This is a genomic window from Terasakiella sediminum (assembly GCF_033100395.1).
GTDB lineage: Bacteria > Pseudomonadota > Alphaproteobacteria > Rhodospirillales > Terasakiellaceae > Terasakiella.
Genome location: NZ_JAWLVJ010000010.1, coordinates 89,951 through 106,555, shown reverse-complemented (window position 1 = coordinate 106,555; position 16,605 = coordinate 89,951). Strand labels below are relative to the sequence as shown.

Genomic DNA, 16,605 nt, shown 5'->3' with positions numbered 1-16,605 from the left:
TTAAGCAGGGAAGACCATCATGAAACTCGCTATTGTGTTGTTCAATCTAGGTGGCCCGGATAGTGTCGAGGCAATTGAACCTTTCCTATTTAATTTGTTTAATGACAAGGCGATTATTGGCGCGCCGCAGCCCATTCGCTGGATGCTCGCGCGCTATATTTCCATGAAACGTGCGCCGATTGCGCAGGAAATTTATGCAAATCTGGGCGGGAAGTCACCGTTGCTGGAAATGACCCAGAAACAGGCCGATGCATTAAAAGTGTCTGTTACTGAAAAATTTGACAATAAAGTTGAAGTTCAGACCTTTATTTCCATGCGTTATTGGTATCCAATGAGTGATGATTGCGCAGAAAAAGTAAAAGCGTTTGAACCGGATCACATTGTTTTACTGCCGCTTTATCCGCAATTTTCAACAACAACCAGTGAGTCATCCATTAATGATTGGCACCGTGCCGCCAAAAAGGCGAAAATCAAAGCCAAGACATCCACAATCTGTTGTTACCCGACAAATGAAGGTTTTGTAGATGCCATTGTTGAAAAACTCTGGCCGCAAATTGAACAAACCTGTTTTCTGGATAAGCCACGCGTTCTGTTTTCTGCCCATGGTCTGCCGAAAAAGATCGTTGATGGCGGCGATCCTTACCAATGGCAGGTGGAACAGACGGCTTTGGCTGTGATCAAAAAGCTTAATCTGCCTGCCCTTGACTGGTGGGTGAGCTATCAAAGCCGGGTGGGGCCACTGGAATGGATTGGGCCAAATACGGAAGATGAAATTATTCGCGCCGGTAAAGAAAAAGTGCCACTGATTATTGTGCCGATCGCTTTTGTGTCTGAACATTCAGAAACATTGGTTGAGCTGGATATCGAATATAAAGAACTGGCTGATAAAAATGGCGTACCGTCTTACATGCGCACACCGACCGTTCAGACGCATCCAAGTTTTATCAAGGGATTGAGCGACCTGGTCTTTGATCATATCGAAAATGAAGGATGTGTTCTGCCAGAAGGGAAAGAACGGATCTGTCCCAACAAACATAGCCGTTGCATTTGTAAAGGATAAGCCATGTTTGAAGATAGTTATCTTTGGTTCAAGGCCTTACATATCATTTCAGTCATTGCATGGATGGCGGGATTATTTTATTTGCCGCGCCTTTATGTGTATCACACCAATGCAGAAGTGGGATCGGAGCTGTCTGAAACCTTCAAAGTGATGGAACGGCGCTTGCTTCGCGCGATTATGAACCCAGCGATGATTTCATCGCTGATTTTTGGAATTTTATTGCTGGCAGAAATTGATGCCTGGGATCAGGGCTGGCTGCATGTGAAGCTAACCTGTATCGTTCTGATGATTGTGTTTCATATGTTTTTGGGGAAATATCGCAAGGATTTCCTCAATGACAACAATCAGAAGTCTGAAAAATTCTATCGTATGATCAATGAAGTCCCGACGCTTTTGATGATTCTGTTGGTTATCATGGTGGTGGTGAAGCCGTTTTAAGAAAAAGAGGAAGCAGTTTCAGACTTTCTTTTTTCTATTTCCCAGCAGCTGTATCCATATCGGCTTTTTTAGAAATTACACCTGCACAATCGGTCAGTGAAACATCGGCCAATTCTTTAGGTGGGTTTGCCAATCCACGTGACCCATTATAAACATAGATGCTTGTGAAATATTCAAGCTTTGTTTTCAGCGCTTTTTTAATCGCTTTGCGCACACCTTTATCCATTCCTGTGGTGTCTGCACGCCCTTTACGGTCTAATTCTGGCGGCTCGTTAAAGAGATATGCGTTGATATGATCGCGAATGCGCCGCGATTTTGTACAGGCGCGGTGCCCCAGCAGGAATTTGCGTGGTTCCCCATAAATGGTCAGGCGCGCATTATATTTACGGCTTGGGATATAAGTCTCAAAACTGCCGAGGAAAATAATATCGTTAATCCCCGCAGGGCCAGATCCCATGCGGCCACCGTTAACACCACCACCTTCAGATTTATCACCACTACCCCCGGTGCTTTCGTTGACCCCTTGCTGGATCTGTTGAAAACGTGATTGGGCATTTGCCTGGTCAAAAACAAAGACGGAAAGAACAAAGGCTGTTGCGATGGAAAGTGGCTTGATCATGTGTCTGGCTCTTATTTGGATTTCCCTTGAAAGGATAGTAAACTGAATGCGTGTCCTTAAAGCAACAGTAGAAATGAAAGAATTTTGCATCTCTTGACTTGAAGTCCGGTTTTACGCTACATACGTTTCATTCGAAGACATGATAGATGTGTCTTTGAAACTCCTTCCTTATCTTTTTCGGATCAAGCGGCGCATCCCTTATTCGAACGCCGATCAAATCTGAAAATTTATCAAATAAATCAATAAAGAAGACGAATTTTAAGCTTCGATATCTTTACTATATTTGACCTTATCTCCCACAAATCAAGTTGCAGATCACTTATGAATCTTCAAGAACTCAAAGAAAAATCACCCGCTGATCTTCTGGCCTATGCCGAAGAATTGGAAATTGAAAACGCCGGAAACATGCGCAAGCAAGAACTGTTGTTTGCGATTTTAAAAAATTTAGCTGAAAATGACGTCACCATTTATGGCGGTGGTGTTCTGGAAGTGCTGCAGGATGGCTTCGGTTTCTTGCGCTCCCCTGAAGCAAACTATTTGCCGGGCCCGGACGATATTTATGTCAGCCCAAATCAGGTGCGTAAATTCTCATTGCGTACAGGCGATACCATCGAAGGTCAGATCCGTTCCCCTAAAGATGGCGAACGTTATTTTGCCTTGCTGAAGGTTGAAAACATCAACTTTGAAGAAGCAGGTAAAGCGCGTCACCGTGTGCATTTTGACAACCTGACACCACTGTACCCGGATGAGCGTCTCAAGATGGAGATCGAAAATCCGGAAGCCAAAGATATGACACCGCGTGTGATTGACTTGGTTTCCCCAATCGGTAAAGGCCAGCGGGCGCTTTTGGTTGCGCCACCACGTACAGGTAAGACGGTAATGCTGCAAAACATTGCGCATTCTATCGCGGAAAATCACCCTGAATGTTACCTGATCGTTCTTCTAATCGATGAACGCCCGGAAGAGGTCACCGACATGGACCGTTCGGTAAAAGGGGAGGTCATTTCCTCCACCTTTGACGAACCGGCATCACGTCACGTCCAGGTTGCTGAAATGGTGATCTCTAAAGCCAAGCGTCTGGTGGAACATAAAAAGGATGTTGTCATCCTGCTTGATTCTATTACGCGTCTGGCGCGTGCTTACAACACTTGTGTACCTTCCTCCGGTAAGGTTCTGACAGGTGGTGTGGATGCAAACGCCCTGCAACGCCCAAAACGTTTCTTCGGTGCGGCACGTAACATTGAAGAAGGCGGCTCGCTCACCATTATCTCTACAGCGTTGATCGATACAGGGTCACGGATGGACGAAGTGATCTTTGAAGAATTCAAAGGGACAGGTAACTCCGAGATTATCATGGATCGTAAACTGGCCGATAAGCGGACATTCCCGGCGATTGATATCACCAAGTCCGGTACCCGTAAGGAAGACCTGCTGGTCGAGAAAGATACACTTTCCAAAATGTGGGTGCTGCGTCGTATTCTCGATCCGATGGGCACAACGGATGGTCTGGAATTCCTGCTGGATAAGCTGAAATATTCCAAAAATAACGATGATTTCTTCGATGCGATGAATTCTCGTTAATCAAGATCAAGTCATCCCGGCCATCGCGCCGGGATGTCTTTTTGTGTTTCACGTGAAACGATGAAGTAAAATGATGAAGTAAAATTATGACAGCTGTTTCCTACGTCATTACCGTTTTCAATAAAGAAGAATATCTCCCCGAAGTCATCCGCTCCTTGGAAGCCCAGGTGGATATTGATACCCGCGAATATATTTTTGTGGATGATGGATCAACCGATAATTCTGTTCAGGTGATTAAGGACTGCACCAAAGATTTGGATGCAACCACCATCATTATTGAACAGGAAAATCTCGGGGCATCCTGGGGGACAAATGCGGGGGTAGAAGCTGCCAGTCATGACTGGATCAAGTTGTGTGACGGGGATGATCTTCTGACACCGCATTCATCGACCTGGCTGATTGATGCCTGTGAAAAATTGAATGTGGATCATGCCTGGGGGCATTCAGCTTATTTTGAATGGCAGGGCGCGGAAGACCCGTTGACGCGTGCAGCGCCTTATCCAAAGATGGAAGTGATGGAAGATGGTCTGAAGTTTTTCATCCGCAATAACCCGGCCAATTCCACCTGCATGCTGTTTAAAAAGAAGTTTTATCAGAAGGTGGGGGGATGTGATCCTCGTCTTGTGTCGCCTGATCAAATGTTGTTCCTACGTCTGTTTGCCAATGGTCCGGGCGCCCGTGTCTTTGGTGATGTGGGCTTGTTGCCAGATGCCGCACCGGACCGTCTGAGTGCACAAAAAGGGCGATCGCGATATGAGTCCGTTTTGGCCATGTATTTCCTGATTATGGAAAAACCGGACCTGAATGCGGCTTATATTGACTATGCCTACAAGCGCGCAATATCGCGTGCAGAACGGTTCCATCGCAAAGTCTATGGGGGTTTGTTTAACCGTTTTCTCGTCTCCCACGTTCGCACCAAACTCTGGCCCCATGCCAGCCGGATCGAAGCCATCCGGGACTGTCTGGCTGCCTTTACCCCGGACGGTAAGATTGAACGCCCCCAGGATTGGAAACCGGGGGCGGGGAAGACGGGGAAAGCCGGGCCTGATTTTTAATTATTTTTTTGCGCTTTCAGATAGTCCAGGATCTCATCCGTATCTTTATCGACCTTGTGATTTAGTTCCAGGATCATCCGGTTGAGTTCTTTATTTTCTGAAGCGATATTTTTGATAGTTTCGTTCAGGTCTTGGTTTTGTTTGGATAACACTTCAATGCGTCTGTTTTGTTCGTGCAGCATATCGGTGGAAGCTTGGCGCACCACCTTGTCCAGAATGATGGAACCAAAATACCCAGCCAATGTTCCGAAAACACCGATGCCTGTCGCAGCCAAGGGGACAGCGGTGAGACGGCCGATCAGGCTGACGGGATAATAATCGCCAAAGCCGATGGTGGTGACAATCATAAAACAAAGCCAGACGGCATCCGCAAAAGACTTGATATTGGCATCCGGGTGACTGTTTTCCGCCCAAAAGAGCAGGGGGGAGCAGAGCGAAATTACCAGAGCTGTTACCCCGCCCAAGGTGATAAAGACGCTGACAAAATCCATTTTCGAAATAGAGAGATAGCGAAAACAGACACGGATAAAATGGAAATTCATGGCTTACTGACCAAAGACGGTTTTTAAAATCTCAGTGGTGCGCTTTGCCGGGTTTTCGCGAATAGCGGCTTCTTCCTGTGCCAGATAATGGAAAATTCCCCGAATGGCGAGGCTGGTTGTATGATCTACCAGATCAGCTTTGACATCCGGCACAAAGGGCATGGATTTATATTGTCCCATCAAACTGTCATAGGCCTGAATGGCACCCACATCTTTCAGGCTGCTTTCCGCAATGGGCTGGATGGCAGAACGAAGGTTTTGGGTGGAGACTTTTTTGAAGTATTCTGTTGCCGCATTTTGGGGGCCGTCATAGATCGCACGGGCATCAGACAGGCTCATGCTGGAAATGGCGTTTACGATGATGTTTTTGGCCTGTGGGGCAGCTTGTTCTGCTGCGCGGTTCAGGCGCAGCTCAACATCATCGGCCAGGGCAGACAGGCCAAATTTGTTCAGCAGTTTTTGCACTTGTTGTAGTTCATCGGGCAGGGGGATATGGATATTCTGATCCAGATTATATCCATCAACCGCCCCGATTTGTGAGACAACGCGTTCGGTTCCCACTTTCAAAGCTTCGCGCAACCCATCGATAATTTGATTTTCTGTCAGGGATGAAAGGCTGGTACCGCTTGATTTTTGTGTCTGTTTGTTGATGGCTTCAGTCGCTTTATTGACGATATTGTTGAGGTCAAAAGCCTGAGTAGAAGGGGCCGTCAAAAGGAGACCGCCTGCAAATAATGTATAAAGAACCGAACGCATTTACTTCCCTATTTTTTCTTAAGTTCCCATCGACGCGTAACAGGATCACATTTAATCCGTCCTGTTTCGCAGCTATTGAAAATATGTTTGAAAACAACGCCAGGACTGCCTTTGGTACCATTTGTTTTCAGAAAATAACTATGGCCCTTGGGGCGGTCATATTTGTTGTTCACATTGTCACAGTCGATAGCGTAAACATTGTCTGAAACTTTGTCCATGCGTTCCGGACCTGTATGACCTAATCTTCGGGTTGCAACGCGATTTTTGAGATTGGCAACTTTGCTGGCAGACATGGCCAGATCATCATTGGCATAATAAACAGCGACATTACGGGCTGCTTGTGTGATGAAATATCCAGAATTTCCTTTTTCCAGAGTTTCGTTTGCAACGTCTGGGGCGACCATGAAGATGTTGCGAAAGAGGGCAGGGAGCATACCTTTGTCATTTGCCCAGTTCTTTAACGTCAGTCTCAAAACCCGATTTCCCATAGAATGGGCCAAAATATTAATAGGGCGAAAACAGGTTCCGTTATTTTCTGATCGCCAATCCATGAATCGTTCAAGCATACGACTGAAACCAAAGGAACTCATTTCACTGGATTTTTGATCATCCCAGTATTTTCTTGCCATTCCCAGGCTTGCATCACAGGGCCAGAGCAAGACAACAACTTCATAACTGATATCCTCTTTTGAGGCAGCGGCAGCATCATTGAAAAGTTTTTGCAAAGCTTCAGCACGCGGAAAAACATCTGGTTCAGGCATATTGTTAAAGCCATGAATATATAAAATGATTTGTTGGTTAAGGTCCCCTCTTAGATTTTCAAGGAAAGTCTGGCTGCCGATTTCCGTATATTTTCCTTTGCCTGTACGTTCACAGAAATAAATTGATTGATCTGGCGTGGGGTCGCTTTCATCCAATGTAATGGGTCGCGTTTTTTCTGTCGCCGTCGGTTCCCAATTCTTGTCGCCATCAATTTGATAGTTTGTAATAAAATACATGTTTTCCCTCCAAAGTATATGAAGGGAGTAGATAGTTACGATTACATCTTTTGCAAGTATTGATGTGTGTTTTTCTTTTTGTCCTGTTTCACGTGAAACACTTTGTTTCCAAATGGATGTCTAATCAATTTTGTATTTCAGGCTTATCTTATCTGCAACGAGTGAAATTCAAACAAGGATGATGGATATGAAACAACGCACCATTGATCAAATTGTTTCCCCGATTGCCACCTCCGATGGGGCAGGGGTTAAAATGTTACGTGCCATCGGTACGCCCACTTTGGATCACCTTGATCCGTTCTTGCTGCTGGATTGCTTTGGATCAGAAGACGGCGCGGATTACATCGCGGGCTTTCCCGACCATCCGCACCGTGGATTTGAGACCGTGACTTATATGTTGGATGGCAAGATGCGCCACCGCGATAATGCCGGCAACGAAGGTTTGCTGGAAAGTGGCGGGGCACAATGGATGACCGCCGGGCGGGGTATTGTTCATAGCGAAATGCCGGAACAAACCGATGGGCTGATGAAAGGATTTCAGCTTTGGGTGAACCTGCCTGCCGATCAGAAAATGACGGCACCGCGCTATCAGGATCTGGCACCTGGTGATATTCCGACTTCCGATCTGAAAGGCATCGGCCATTTGAAAGTAATCGCCGGGGAAGCCTTTGGCGTGACGGGCCCAGTTTCTGAGATTGTCACCAAACCTTTGTTTATTGATCTGGATATGGAAGCCAATGCGTCGGTTGATATTCCAATTCCGGCCGGGCAGACGGCTTTCTTATATATTTTTGAAGGCAAGCTGCATCTGGATGGTGAAACGGTGGAGACCAATCGTCTGGTGATTTTGGAAGATGGCGATGTGCTGTCGCTTCAGACCGGAAATCAAAACGGGAGATTTATTCTGCTGGCGGCTGATCCGATCAATGAACCGGTTGCCCGCTATGGTCCGTTTGTGATGAATACCCAGCAGGAACTGCAGCAGGCTTTTGATGATTTTCGTGCCGGGAAATTTTAAATCTTAGATAAGATAAAATCAGGAAGGGAAAGGATGGCAACGTCCTTTCCCTTTTTGTCTGTCAGGGTTAAATCCATCTGATAGTGATTTGATGATTTTAGCTGAAAATCAGTTTTGAGATAATCACCATGCAGGGCAGGGCCGCTTACAGAAATCTTGTTGATTTCTGAAAAAGAAGATTGTAGCGGGACCTTTTTATCCTTGGCCCAAACATCGGGTCGTTTGGAACCGGGCGATAAAAACAGAAATGGCTGGGTCAGATCATCACTGCTTTTGGCATAAGGCAGGCTGAAGTCGTCGGGGAAGTACGGCGCGTGATAAAGGTGATGATCAAAGGGGAAGGGCTGATTATCCCGGATGGCAATGCCAAACGGGTTACCTTTGCCAAATCCCCGTTGATCAAATTGTAACGGGGCAACCGCATCCGATCTGGTTTCTGTGAGGTTATTGACCCAGAGAACTTCCAGATAACAGTTATCAAAACAGTAACAAATATTTTCTGTACCCTGACCCGGGTGTTTACGGCGATAGCTTTCTGTAAAGCCAAGGGCTGTCATCTTTTGTTCAATCGCTTCGGGATTATTCACGAAGACGAAGAGATGACAGATTTCAAGTTTTGTCATGATTAGATCAAGGTGCTGCCCGCGATGGCTTCTTCCATGCGCAGCAACTGAATTTTGGTTTCGATCCCTTCACCGCCGGAAAACCCGGTCAGTTTGCCGTTGGATCCAACGACGCGATGACAGGGGATAATGATCGGGATCGGATTTTTCCCACAGGCCCCGCCAATGGCACGTGGTGCACTGTTAATTTCTTTTGCGATATCGCCATAGGTGATGGTTTTCCCAAAGGGGATTTTCGCCATCACCTGCCAGACTTTCTTTTGATGTTCGGTGCCTTGTGGATCAAGGGGAAGGTCAAAATCCTGAAGTTTGCCACTGAAATAAGCGGACAGTTGTGCTTTGGCTTCTTTCAGCAAAGGGGTTTCGATGCCTTTGGGGGCTTGCCCCCATTCCACCACCACAATTTTCCCATCATCTTCAAACAAAGACAGGGTGCCGACAGGAGACATGATGGAGGTGCAGGTAATATCCATGGGGAAACTCTTTATCAGGATTCAATCGTAGTTATTTGTAACGCTGTGAAAACGAGATGGACAGAAAAAACTAAAGGGGATGTTTTTTACTAGGGAAGGAAATGCTTTTCTATAAGGGCAACTGACTAAGCGTATCTTCCAGACTGTCCACATCTGTCACCGGGGCAGAGCAGCTTCCCAAGCGGCAGACGTAAGCGGTGGCTTTGTCCTCTACCATGGTCTTGCCCGCTAGTGTATGACCGTCTGAAAAGGGTTTTTGACCATCTGCTAGTAGAAGTTTTCGCTGCGGCGATGGATAACCAGAAGCCTTATGTATCAAGGATTTGGTGTCTTTTTTGTCCCGCTCACCGATAATTGCGATGGTTTCCATTTTTTCAAACCGGATCAGCGCGGTGCAAAGGCCAGCCATTCCGAAGATTTCGTTGGGGTTTGCATTGCCAAAAGCGGTGATCAATTGATTGAATTTGTCTTTATAGGCACCTTGTCCGGTAAGATGATAGAGGTCCGCCAGCACATTGGCCATGATTCCATTGCCTGACGGGGTGGCATGGTCATGGATGGGTTTAGGCTGAATGTCCAATCCTTCAACCGTTTGGGTGCTGGCAAAGTTATAACCGCCAAGATCGCCATCCCAGAAATGTTCATCCAGATGGGCGACCCAGTCTTTCGCTTGATCAAGATAGGTTTCAAGCCCTGTCACTTCATAAAGAGCAAGAGTTGCAGAAGACAGATTGGCGTAATCTTCCAGATAGGCCGCAGAGACATGTTTGCCGTCACACCAGCTGTGATGCAGTACATCGCCTTTCATCATCAAGGTCGTGATCTGGGTCATGATGGTTTGAGCGGCTGTGATCCAGTCTTTGCGATCAAAAACCAGTCCGGCCTCACAAAGCGCTTTGACCATCATGGCGTTCCAGTCTGTCAGGACTTTATCATCGCGACCGGGGCGGATACGGCTGTTACGGGCTTCATACAGTTTTTGGCGACAGGCGTTTAACATGTCTTCACCTTCCTGTGTGGCAAAGTCCGTTACACGGCGCAGGATATTATGACCTTCCCAATTGCCATAGTCACTGACGTCATAGGCTTTTTTAAATCCATGGGCTTTATCGCCCAGAATTTCATCGATCTCAGCTTCAGACCAGACATAGAATTTTCCTTCCACCCCCTCGCTATCTGCATCAAGGGCAGAGGCCAGGGCAAAGCCATCCCCGCTTTCTACCTTCATTTCCTTGAAAGCCCAGTCGATGGTTTCTTCAATGGTGCGTTTAAACAGGGGGGAAGGGTGCTTGCGCCAGACCATGGTCAGCAGAGAAATCAACAGTGCATTGTCATAAAGCATCTTTTCAAAATGCGGGGCGAGCCATTCTTCATCTGTTGAATAACGCGCAAAGCCGCCACCCACATGATCATAAATTCCACCCAAGCACATTTTCTTCAGACTGAGGTGAATAAGGTCAGCGAGCTTTTGGTCCTTTTTGATCCAGCTTGTACGCCAGAGGAAATCCATCAAAACAGGTTGGGGGAATTTTGGGGCACCCTGTAAACCGCCATTTACCGGATCAAAGCTTTGGATGATATATCCAACAGCCGTTTTAATATGGGGCAGGGTGAGGCTGCCGTCGCCTTTGGGTTCAGATTCTGCGGCAAGATTATCCGCAATGGCCTGGACATTTTGGGCGACTTCTTCTTTTTGGGTGTCATAGATATCGGCAATGCTGTTCAGTACCTGGGTGAAAGACGGTCGGCCATAGGCTTCATCTTTGGGGAAATATGTCCCGCCCCAAAAAGGCTGTCCTGATGGGGTCAAAAACATGGTCAACGGCCAACCGCCCTGTTGACCCAGAATGGTCAGTGCTTTTTGATAAATGGCATCCACATCCGGATGTTCTTCCCGGTCTACTTTGACATTGATGAACAGGTCATTCATCACATCGGCTGTCTTTTGATCTTCAAACGATTCATGGGCCATGACGTGGCACCAGTGACAGGCCGCATATCCGATAGACAGCAAGATGGGTTTGTCGTCGCGTTTGGCCTGATCAAACACATCATCTGACCAAGGCTGCCAGTGCACCGGATTATCAGCATGTTGCAAAAGATAAGGACTGGTGAGCTGGCCAAGGAGATTTTGGGACATGGGACGCTTTCATTACTTATTATCCCTTTCAGATTTCGCTTTTTTCGCAAAAATAACAACCCTTTTTTCCGATGACGCTGGACCTTGAGACAAAAGCTTGTCACATTAGGGAAAAGTCGATGCCATCAGATCGGGACAAAGAGTATGAAAATCACCATCAATATTGATTGTACACCGGAAGAAGCCCGTAACTTCATGGGGCTGCCAGATGTCAAACCCATGCAGGAAATGATGATGAAAGAAGTCGAAGAACGCATGAAGGCCAATCTGTCTGCCATGGATCCGGAAACTATGTTTAAAACATGGCTCCCTGCCGGGATTTCAAATATGGAGCAACTGCAGAAAATGTTCTGGGCGCAGTTTGGTAAAAACGGCATGGGCAACAGCTCAGACGATTAAAGACGAAATCCATGAATTTTGATCAAACCATATATGCACTTGCCAGTGGGGCAGGGCGCTGCGGCGTGGCTGTTATTCGCCTCTCTGGTCCTCATGCGCTGGATGTATTGTGTAAACTTTCCAACAAAGACATTTTCAAACCGCGCTATGCCCATCGGGTAAATCTGGTTGATCCTTTGACGGGTGATCAGCTGGATGACGGTCTTGCACTTTATTTTCCCGGGCCCAACAGCTTTACGGGCGAAGACGTGGTGGAACTGCAAATCCATGGGGGGCGTGCAGTCGTGCAATCAGTGCAGGAAGCGTTGGCGAGCTTTGATGGTTTGCGTCTCGCCGAACCGGGGGAATTCACCCGTCGTGCCTTTGAAAATGACAAGATGGATTTAACTGCGGCTGAGGGTCTGGCGGATTTGATCCATGCGGAAACTCGTGCCCAGGCCAAACAGGCTTTGCGTCAGATGGATGGCGCGTTGGGGTCTCTCTATAATGACTGGGCCGATCGCATCCTTCATGTGTTGGCGCATTTCGAAGCGGTGATTGATTTTCCCGATGAAGATTTGCCGGAAGAGGTTGAACAGGGCGTACGCGCCAAGGTCGATGTCCTGAAGGGTGAAATCGAGGATCACTTAAAAGATGGTCACCGTGGTGAGATGCTGCGTGACGGTGTTCGCCTCGCCATCGTCGGACCGCCCAATGCAGGAAAATCCAGTCTGCTTAATCATTTGGCCAAACGCGAAGTGGCGATTGTGTCCGATATTGCCGGAACGACGCGCGATGTCATTGAAAGCCATCTGGACATTGGTGGCTATCCGGTGGTGGTGTCGGATACCGCAGGCATTCGTCATAGCGACGATGTGATCGAGGTTGAGGGCATTCGCCGTGCCCAGACCACCGCGCAGCAGGCTGATTTGAAAGTTGTCTTATTTGATAGTTCTGACTGGCCTGATCTGGATGGAAAGACGCTGGATCTGATTGATGAAGACTGCCTACTGGTCTTTAATAAAATTGATAAAGCGGACAAGCCGGACATCACGGACGTTAAAGGCATCACTCCTTTATATATGTCCGCCAAATCGGGGGAGGGGCTTTCGGACTTTTTCAAAGCCCTGGAAAAAGAAGTGGCGGAGCGCTGCATGATGACGGGTGCGCCGGCCTTGACCCGGGCGCGTCACCGCGAAGCTTTGGAAGATTGTGTTGAGGCGCTCAATCGATTTGACCAGATCGATCTGCCAGAACTGGCCGCAGAAGATTTGCGCATGGCGACCCGATCATTGGGTCGCATCACCGGGCGAATCGATGTTGAAGATGTGCTGGATATTGTTTTTAGCGATTTCTGCATCGGCAAATAAGATGTTTCACGTGAAACACCGGGACGATTTTCTGCAAATAAGGTGAATGGAAAAATCCAAATACCCTTTGTCGGCAGGTTATGAACGGGCTTATCCCCTCATTTATCCACAAGGCCAAAAAAGCTTCATTTTGTAAATTGACTTCATAAAGCGTGATACATACATTGCGCCCTATGAAGACATATGATGTGATTGTAATTGGTGGCGGGCATGCAGGCTGCGAAGCAGCGGCCGCAAGTGCGCGAATGGGGGCAAAGACCCTTCTTCTTACTCAAAGACTGGACGCGATTGGAGAGATGTCGTGCAATCCGGCCATTGGCGGATTGGCGAAAGGTCATCTGGTGCGCGAAGTCGATGCGCTTGACGGCATCATGGGTCGTGCCATCGATGAAGGCGGTATCCAGTTTCGTATGCTGAACCAATCGAAAGGTCCAGCCGTTCGTGGACCACGCGCCCAGGCCGATCGTAAACTTTATAAACAGGCCGTACAGGGCCTGATGTCTTCGCAAGAAAATCTGGACCTGATGGAAGGCACGGCGGAAGACCTGATCCTGTCTTCTGATGATAAGCGCGTTACGGGTGTCATTACCGGGGCAGGGGAAAGCTTGCAGGCAGGTTCTGTTATCCTGACGACCGGGACGTTCCTGAATGGTCTGATTCATATCGGCAAAGAAACCTGGTCGGCAGGTCGTATGGGTGATGAACCTTCCATTGGTCTGGCTGATACACTTGCCCGTTTAAAGTTTGATCTCGGTCGATTAAAAACCGGAACACCTGCACGACTGGATGGCAAGACCATTGATTGGAATGCCTTGCAGCGTCAGGATGGCGATACACCACCCCAGCCGTTTTCCTTTATGACCGACAAGATCACAACACCGCAAATTCCGTGCTACATCACCCGCACGACCGAAGAAACCCACGAGATCATCCGATCCAATATGGATCAGGCCCCGGTCTATTCCGGACAGATTCAGGGACGCGGCCCCCGTTATTGCCCGTCGATTGAAGACAAAGTAGTGCGCTTTGCAGAAAAGACCAGCCACCAGATTTTCCTGGAACCGGAAGGGCTGGATACGGATAGTGTCTATCCAAACGGGATTTCAACCTCTTTACCGGTTGATGTACAAATGGCCTTTATGCGCTCCATCCCTGGCCTAGAAAAAGTGGAAGCGTTAAAACCCGCATACGCCATTGAATATGATTTCGTTGATCCGCGCGAACTTTATGAGACGTTTGAAACTCGCAAAGTCTCTCACCTCTATTTCGCAGGTCAGATCAACGGCACGACCGGATATGAAGAAGCCGCAGCCCAAGGACTGATGGCCGGGGTAAACGCCGCGCTGAAAGCATCGGGTAGCGAGAAAGATTTCGTCTTTGATCGCGCCACTGCCTATATCGGGGTTCTAGCAGACGATCTGGTGACCAAAGGAACAAACGAGCCATACCGGATGTTTACCTCGCGGGCAGAATATCGATTAATTTTGCGTGCCGATAACGCCGATCAACGCCTGACACGTCTGGGCACCGAAATCGGTTGTGTATCTGCTGCGCGCGCCAAAGCTTTTGAAGAAAAGGCCGCAGCGATTGCAGCGGCCAAAGAACGCATGCAAAAGCTCAGTGCCACGCCGCAGGAGTTGGGAAAATACGGTATCAAGGTCAATATGGACGGCCAACGCCGCACAGCCATGGCTTTGCTGGGATATAGAGAAGCCCCGCTGACAAAGGTTCAGGAAATTTGGCCGGAACTTAATGATATTCAGGGCGCGGTTGCCGAACAGGTGGAAATTGAAGGGCGCTACGCCGGATATCTGGAACGCCAGGAAGCCGACATTCGTGCTTTCCGCCGCGATGAAAGTCTGAGTTTGCCGGAAGATCTGGATTATCTGTCTATCGAAGGCATGTCGATGGAAGTACGTAGCAAACTGGCTGAGCATAAACCCTCCACACTGGGAGCGGCGGCTAGAATCTCGGGGATCACACCGGCAGCATTGACGGCCTTGCTGAGTTACGTCAAGCGCAACAAATCAAACAAAGTTGCTTAAGCTTAATTTTTTAACCTTGTTTCACGTGAAACAGGGAGACGAGATCGAAAAAATAGGGTAAATTTGTAGCCAAGCTATATTTTAGGGGTAAAAATGGGATTTGCAGCACAACAAGATCAATGGAAGTCGCTTGATGTTTCACGTGAAACATTGGACAAGCTTCAGGCTTATGGTGATCTGTTGGTCAAATGGCAGGCCAAAATCAATCTGGTGAGCAAGTCCACACTGGATGATCTCTGGACTCGCCACTTGTTGGATTCCGCACAAGTTTTTCCCTATTTGCCAAAAGAGACAAAGACATTGGTCGATATCGGATGTGGGGCAGGGTTCCCCGGTCTGGTGTTGGCAATTATGGGCGTGCCGGATGTGCATATGGTCGATTCTGACATGCGCAAGATGGCCTTCGTGCGCGAAGCTGCGCGGGTGACTGAAACCCCGGTGACCATCCATAACTGCCGAATCAACGATGTAAAAGAAATTGAATTTGCAGATGTTGTCACATCACGCGCCTTAGCGACTCTGGAGAAACTCTTGGGTTTTTCTGAACGCTTGCGCAAAAGTGATGGGACCTGCATTTTCCTCAAAGGCCGAAAGACCCAGGAAGAGGTTTTAGAGGCCCAAAAAAGCTGGGATTTTGATTATCAAAGCCACGGGAGCCTGTCTGATCCAGAAGGGCAGGTCGTAATCATCGAAAGGATGACACGAAAATGACGGACCAAACGACTGTAGAAGTCACGCCGCGCATTATCGCGATTGCAAACCAGAAAGGCGGGGTGGGGAAAACCACAACCACCATCAATCTGGCAACCGCACTGGCCGCTGTCGGCAAAAAGACCCTTGTTCTGGACCTTGATCCACAAGGCAACGCCAGCACGGGCCTGGGGATCGACCATGATATGCGTTCTCGCAACGCCTATCATGTCATGATGGGTGATATTGAAGCCGACGGCGCCATTCAGAAAAGCAATATCCCGAATTTATCCGTCATTCCGTCTGGTCCTGACCTGGCCGGGGCTGAGATTGAAATCCCTGAACTGGATCGTCCGCAGTTTTGCCTGCGCGAATCGCTTTCAACCATCAAAGGCTATGACTATATCCTGATCGACTGCCCACCGGCTCTCGGGATGTTGACGATCAATGCGTTGGTCGGATCCCACGCTGTCATGGTGCCACTGCAATGTGAATTCTTTGCTCTGGAAGGAATTACCGCCCTGGTGAAAACCATTGAGCGGGTGAAAAAGAACTTTAATCCGAGCCTGGACATTCAGGGCATCGTTTTGACCATGTTCGATAAGCGCAATAATTTGAGCGATATGGTCGCAGACGATGTGCGAGAGTTCTTTGGGGAAAAAGTATATGAGACCGTGATCCCGCGGAACGTACGGGTATCGGAAGCGCCGTCGCACGGCAAGCCGGTCCTTCTTTATGATCACAAATGTGCAGGCTCTAAAGCCTATCTTCACCTCGCCAGTGAAGTTCTAAGACGCGAAAACAGGAAAGCAGCATAAC

Annotated in this window: 17 protein-coding genes; 10 read left to right on the top strand and 7 right to left on the bottom strand. The window is 48.1% G+C overall.

Going from position 1 to position 16,605, the window contains the following annotated elements:
• Positions 1-19 precede the first annotated feature (19 nt).
• Positions 20-1,060 carry a ferrochelatase gene (gene hemH / locus RYZ26_RS09800; RefSeq protein ID WP_317683021.1) on the top strand — a complete coding sequence of 347 codons (1,041 nt, stop codon included), beginning with the start codon at positions 20-22 and terminating at the stop codon, positions 1,058-1,060.
• A 3-nt stretch (positions 1,061-1,063) separates the two neighbouring features.
• A complete protein-coding gene (gene hemJ / locus RYZ26_RS09795) occupies positions 1,064-1,498 on the top strand; it encodes a protoporphyrinogen oxidase HemJ (RefSeq protein WP_317683020.1) in 435 nt (144 codons plus the stop codon).
• Positions 1,499-1,532: 34 nt separating this feature from the next.
• Here the strand turns inward: hemJ and RYZ26_RS09790 are convergent, their stop codons facing one another.
• Positions 1,533-2,117, bottom strand: a complete 585-nt coding sequence (locus tag RYZ26_RS09790; RefSeq protein WP_317683019.1) for a hypothetical protein — start codon at positions 2,115-2,117, stop codon at positions 1,533-1,535.
• A gap of 321 nt (positions 2,118-2,438) precedes the next feature.
• Between RYZ26_RS09790 and rho the strand changes: the two genes are divergently transcribed.
• Complete coding sequence (gene rho, locus RYZ26_RS09785) at positions 2,439-3,698, top strand: transcription termination factor Rho (RefSeq protein WP_317683018.1); 1,260 nt, start codon at positions 2,439-2,441, stop codon at positions 3,696-3,698.
• A gap of 86 nt (positions 3,699-3,784) precedes the next feature.
• Entirely contained in the window at positions 3,785-4,753 is a 969-nt protein-coding gene (locus RYZ26_RS09780) for a glycosyltransferase family 2 protein (RefSeq protein WP_317683017.1), read from the top strand.
• Here the strand turns inward: RYZ26_RS09780 and RYZ26_RS09775 are convergent.
• Genes RYZ26_RS09775 through RYZ26_RS09765 form a run of 3 tightly spaced genes read right to left on the bottom strand, consistent with a single transcriptional unit; the run spans position 4,750 to position 6,968 of the window.
• Positions 4,750-5,295, bottom strand: a complete 546-nt coding sequence (locus tag RYZ26_RS09775) for an ion channel (RefSeq protein WP_317683016.1) — start codon at positions 5,293-5,295, stop codon at positions 4,750-4,752. The two genes, RYZ26_RS09780 and RYZ26_RS09775, sit on opposite strands and share 4 nt — an antisense overlap.
• A 3-nt stretch (positions 5,296-5,298) precedes the next feature.
• Positions 5,299-6,051 carry a DUF4197 domain-containing protein gene (locus RYZ26_RS09770; RefSeq protein ID WP_317683015.1) on the bottom strand — a complete coding sequence of 251 codons (753 nt, stop codon included), beginning with the start codon at positions 6,049-6,051 and terminating at the stop codon, positions 5,299-5,301.
• A gap of 8 nt (positions 6,052-6,059) precedes the next feature.
• Positions 6,060-6,968 (bottom strand): alpha/beta hydrolase, encoded by a 909-nt coding sequence (locus RYZ26_RS09765; protein ID WP_317683014.1) that lies wholly within the window; start codon positions 6,966-6,968, stop codon positions 6,060-6,062.
• Positions 6,969-7,236: 268 nt separating this feature from the next.
• Between RYZ26_RS09765 and RYZ26_RS09760 the strand changes: the two genes are divergently transcribed.
• The gene (locus RYZ26_RS09760; protein ID WP_317683013.1) at positions 7,237-8,067 is read left to right on the top strand and encodes a pirin family protein; all 831 of its coding nucleotides are present in this window, start codon (positions 7,237-7,239) and stop codon (positions 8,065-8,067) included.
• On the opposite strand, the gene RYZ26_RS09755 is transcribed toward RYZ26_RS09760, so the two are convergent.
• The 3 genes from RYZ26_RS09755 to RYZ26_RS09745 all read right to left on the bottom strand — a co-directional run bounded on the left by RYZ26_RS09755 (position 8,064) and on the right by RYZ26_RS09745 (position 11,303).
• The gene (locus RYZ26_RS09755; protein ID WP_317683012.1) at positions 8,064-8,690 is read right to left on the bottom strand and encodes a VOC family protein; all 627 of its coding nucleotides are present in this window, start codon (positions 8,688-8,690) and stop codon (positions 8,064-8,066) included. The genes RYZ26_RS09760 and RYZ26_RS09755 overlap by 4 nt on opposite strands.
• A 2-nt stretch (positions 8,691-8,692) precedes the next feature.
• A complete protein-coding gene (locus RYZ26_RS09750; protein WP_317683011.1) occupies positions 8,693-9,163 on the bottom strand; it encodes a methylated-DNA--[protein]-cysteine S-methyltransferase in 471 nt (156 codons plus the stop codon).
• A gap of 109 nt (positions 9,164-9,272) precedes the next feature.
• Positions 9,273-11,303, bottom strand: a complete 2,031-nt coding sequence (locus tag RYZ26_RS09745; RefSeq protein ID WP_317683010.1) for a thioredoxin domain-containing protein — start codon at positions 11,301-11,303, stop codon at positions 9,273-9,275.
• A 144-nt stretch (positions 11,304-11,447) separates the two neighbouring features.
• Here RYZ26_RS09745 and RYZ26_RS09740 point away from each other — a divergent pair, with 144 nt between their 5' ends.
• The 5 genes from RYZ26_RS09740 to RYZ26_RS09720 all read left to right on the top strand — a co-directional run bounded on the left by RYZ26_RS09740 (position 11,448) and on the right by RYZ26_RS09720 (position 16,604).
• Complete coding sequence (locus RYZ26_RS09740) at positions 11,448-11,702, top strand: DUF6489 family protein (RefSeq protein ID WP_317683009.1); 255 nt, start codon at positions 11,448-11,450, stop codon at positions 11,700-11,702.
• Positions 11,703-11,713: 11 nt separating this feature from the next.
• A complete protein-coding gene (gene mnmE, locus RYZ26_RS09735) occupies positions 11,714-13,051 on the top strand; it encodes a tRNA uridine-5-carboxymethylaminomethyl(34) synthesis GTPase MnmE (RefSeq protein WP_317683008.1) in 1,338 nt (445 codons plus the stop codon).
• A 173-nt stretch (positions 13,052-13,224) separates the two neighbouring features.
• Positions 13,225-15,096, top strand: coding sequence for a tRNA uridine-5-carboxymethylaminomethyl(34) synthesis enzyme MnmG (gene mnmG, locus RYZ26_RS09730; RefSeq protein ID WP_317683007.1), 1,872 nt, complete (start codon positions 13,225-13,227; stop codon positions 15,094-15,096).
• A 93-nt stretch (positions 15,097-15,189) separates the two neighbouring features.
• A complete protein-coding gene (gene rsmG, locus RYZ26_RS09725) occupies positions 15,190-15,807 on the top strand; it encodes a 16S rRNA (guanine(527)-N(7))-methyltransferase RsmG (RefSeq protein ID WP_317683006.1) in 618 nt (205 codons plus the stop codon).
• Positions 15,804-16,604: a ParA family protein gene (locus RYZ26_RS09720; protein ID WP_317683005.1), complete on the top strand. Its 801-nt coding sequence runs from the start codon at positions 15,804-15,806 to the stop codon at positions 16,602-16,604. The genes rsmG and RYZ26_RS09720 overlap by 4 nt, the downstream gene beginning before the upstream one ends.
• The last annotated feature ends 1 nt before the right edge of the window (position 16,605 follow it).

Coding starts and splice junctions, on each gene's coding strand:
- hemH (WP_317683021.1), top strand. CDS start 20: ATGAAACTCGCTATTGTGTTGTTCAATCTAGGTGGCCCGGATAGTGTC.
- hemJ (WP_317683020.1), top strand. CDS start 1,064: ATGTTTGAAGATAGTTATCTTTGGTTCAAGGCCTTACATATCATTTCA.
- RYZ26_RS09790 (WP_317683019.1), bottom strand. CDS start 2,117: ATGATCAAGCCACTTTCCATCGCAACAGCCTTTGTTCTTTCCGTCTTT.
- rho (WP_317683018.1), top strand. CDS start 2,439: ATGAATCTTCAAGAACTCAAAGAAAAATCACCCGCTGATCTTCTGGCC.
- RYZ26_RS09780 (WP_317683017.1), top strand. CDS start 3,785: ATGACAGCTGTTTCCTACGTCATTACCGTTTTCAATAAAGAAGAATAT.
- RYZ26_RS09775 (WP_317683016.1), bottom strand. CDS start 5,295: ATGAATTTCCATTTTATCCGTGTCTGTTTTCGCTATCTCTCTATTTCG.
- RYZ26_RS09770 (WP_317683015.1), bottom strand. CDS start 6,051: ATGCGTTCGGTTCTTTATACATTATTTGCAGGCGGTCTCCTTTTGACG.
- RYZ26_RS09760 (WP_317683013.1), top strand. CDS start 7,237: ATGAAACAACGCACCATTGATCAAATTGTTTCCCCGATTGCCACCTCC.
- RYZ26_RS09755 (WP_317683012.1), bottom strand. CDS start 8,690: ATGACAAAACTTGAAATCTGTCATCTCTTCGTCTTCGTGAATAATCCC.
- RYZ26_RS09750 (WP_317683011.1), bottom strand. CDS start 9,163: ATGGATATTACCTGCACCTCCATCATGTCTCCTGTCGGCACCCTGTCT.
- RYZ26_RS09745 (WP_317683010.1), bottom strand. CDS start 11,303: ATGTCCCAAAATCTCCTTGGCCAGCTCACCAGTCCTTATCTTTTGCAA.
- RYZ26_RS09740 (WP_317683009.1), top strand. CDS start 11,448: ATGAAAATCACCATCAATATTGATTGTACACCGGAAGAAGCCCGTAAC.
- mnmE (WP_317683008.1), top strand. CDS start 11,714: ATGAATTTTGATCAAACCATATATGCACTTGCCAGTGGGGCAGGGCGC.
- mnmG (WP_317683007.1), top strand. CDS start 13,225: ATGAAGACATATGATGTGATTGTAATTGGTGGCGGGCATGCAGGCTGC.
- rsmG (WP_317683006.1), top strand. CDS start 15,190: ATGGGATTTGCAGCACAACAAGATCAATGGAAGTCGCTTGATGTTTCA.
- RYZ26_RS09720 (WP_317683005.1), top strand. CDS start 15,804: ATGACGGACCAAACGACTGTAGAAGTCACGCCGCGCATTATCGCGATT.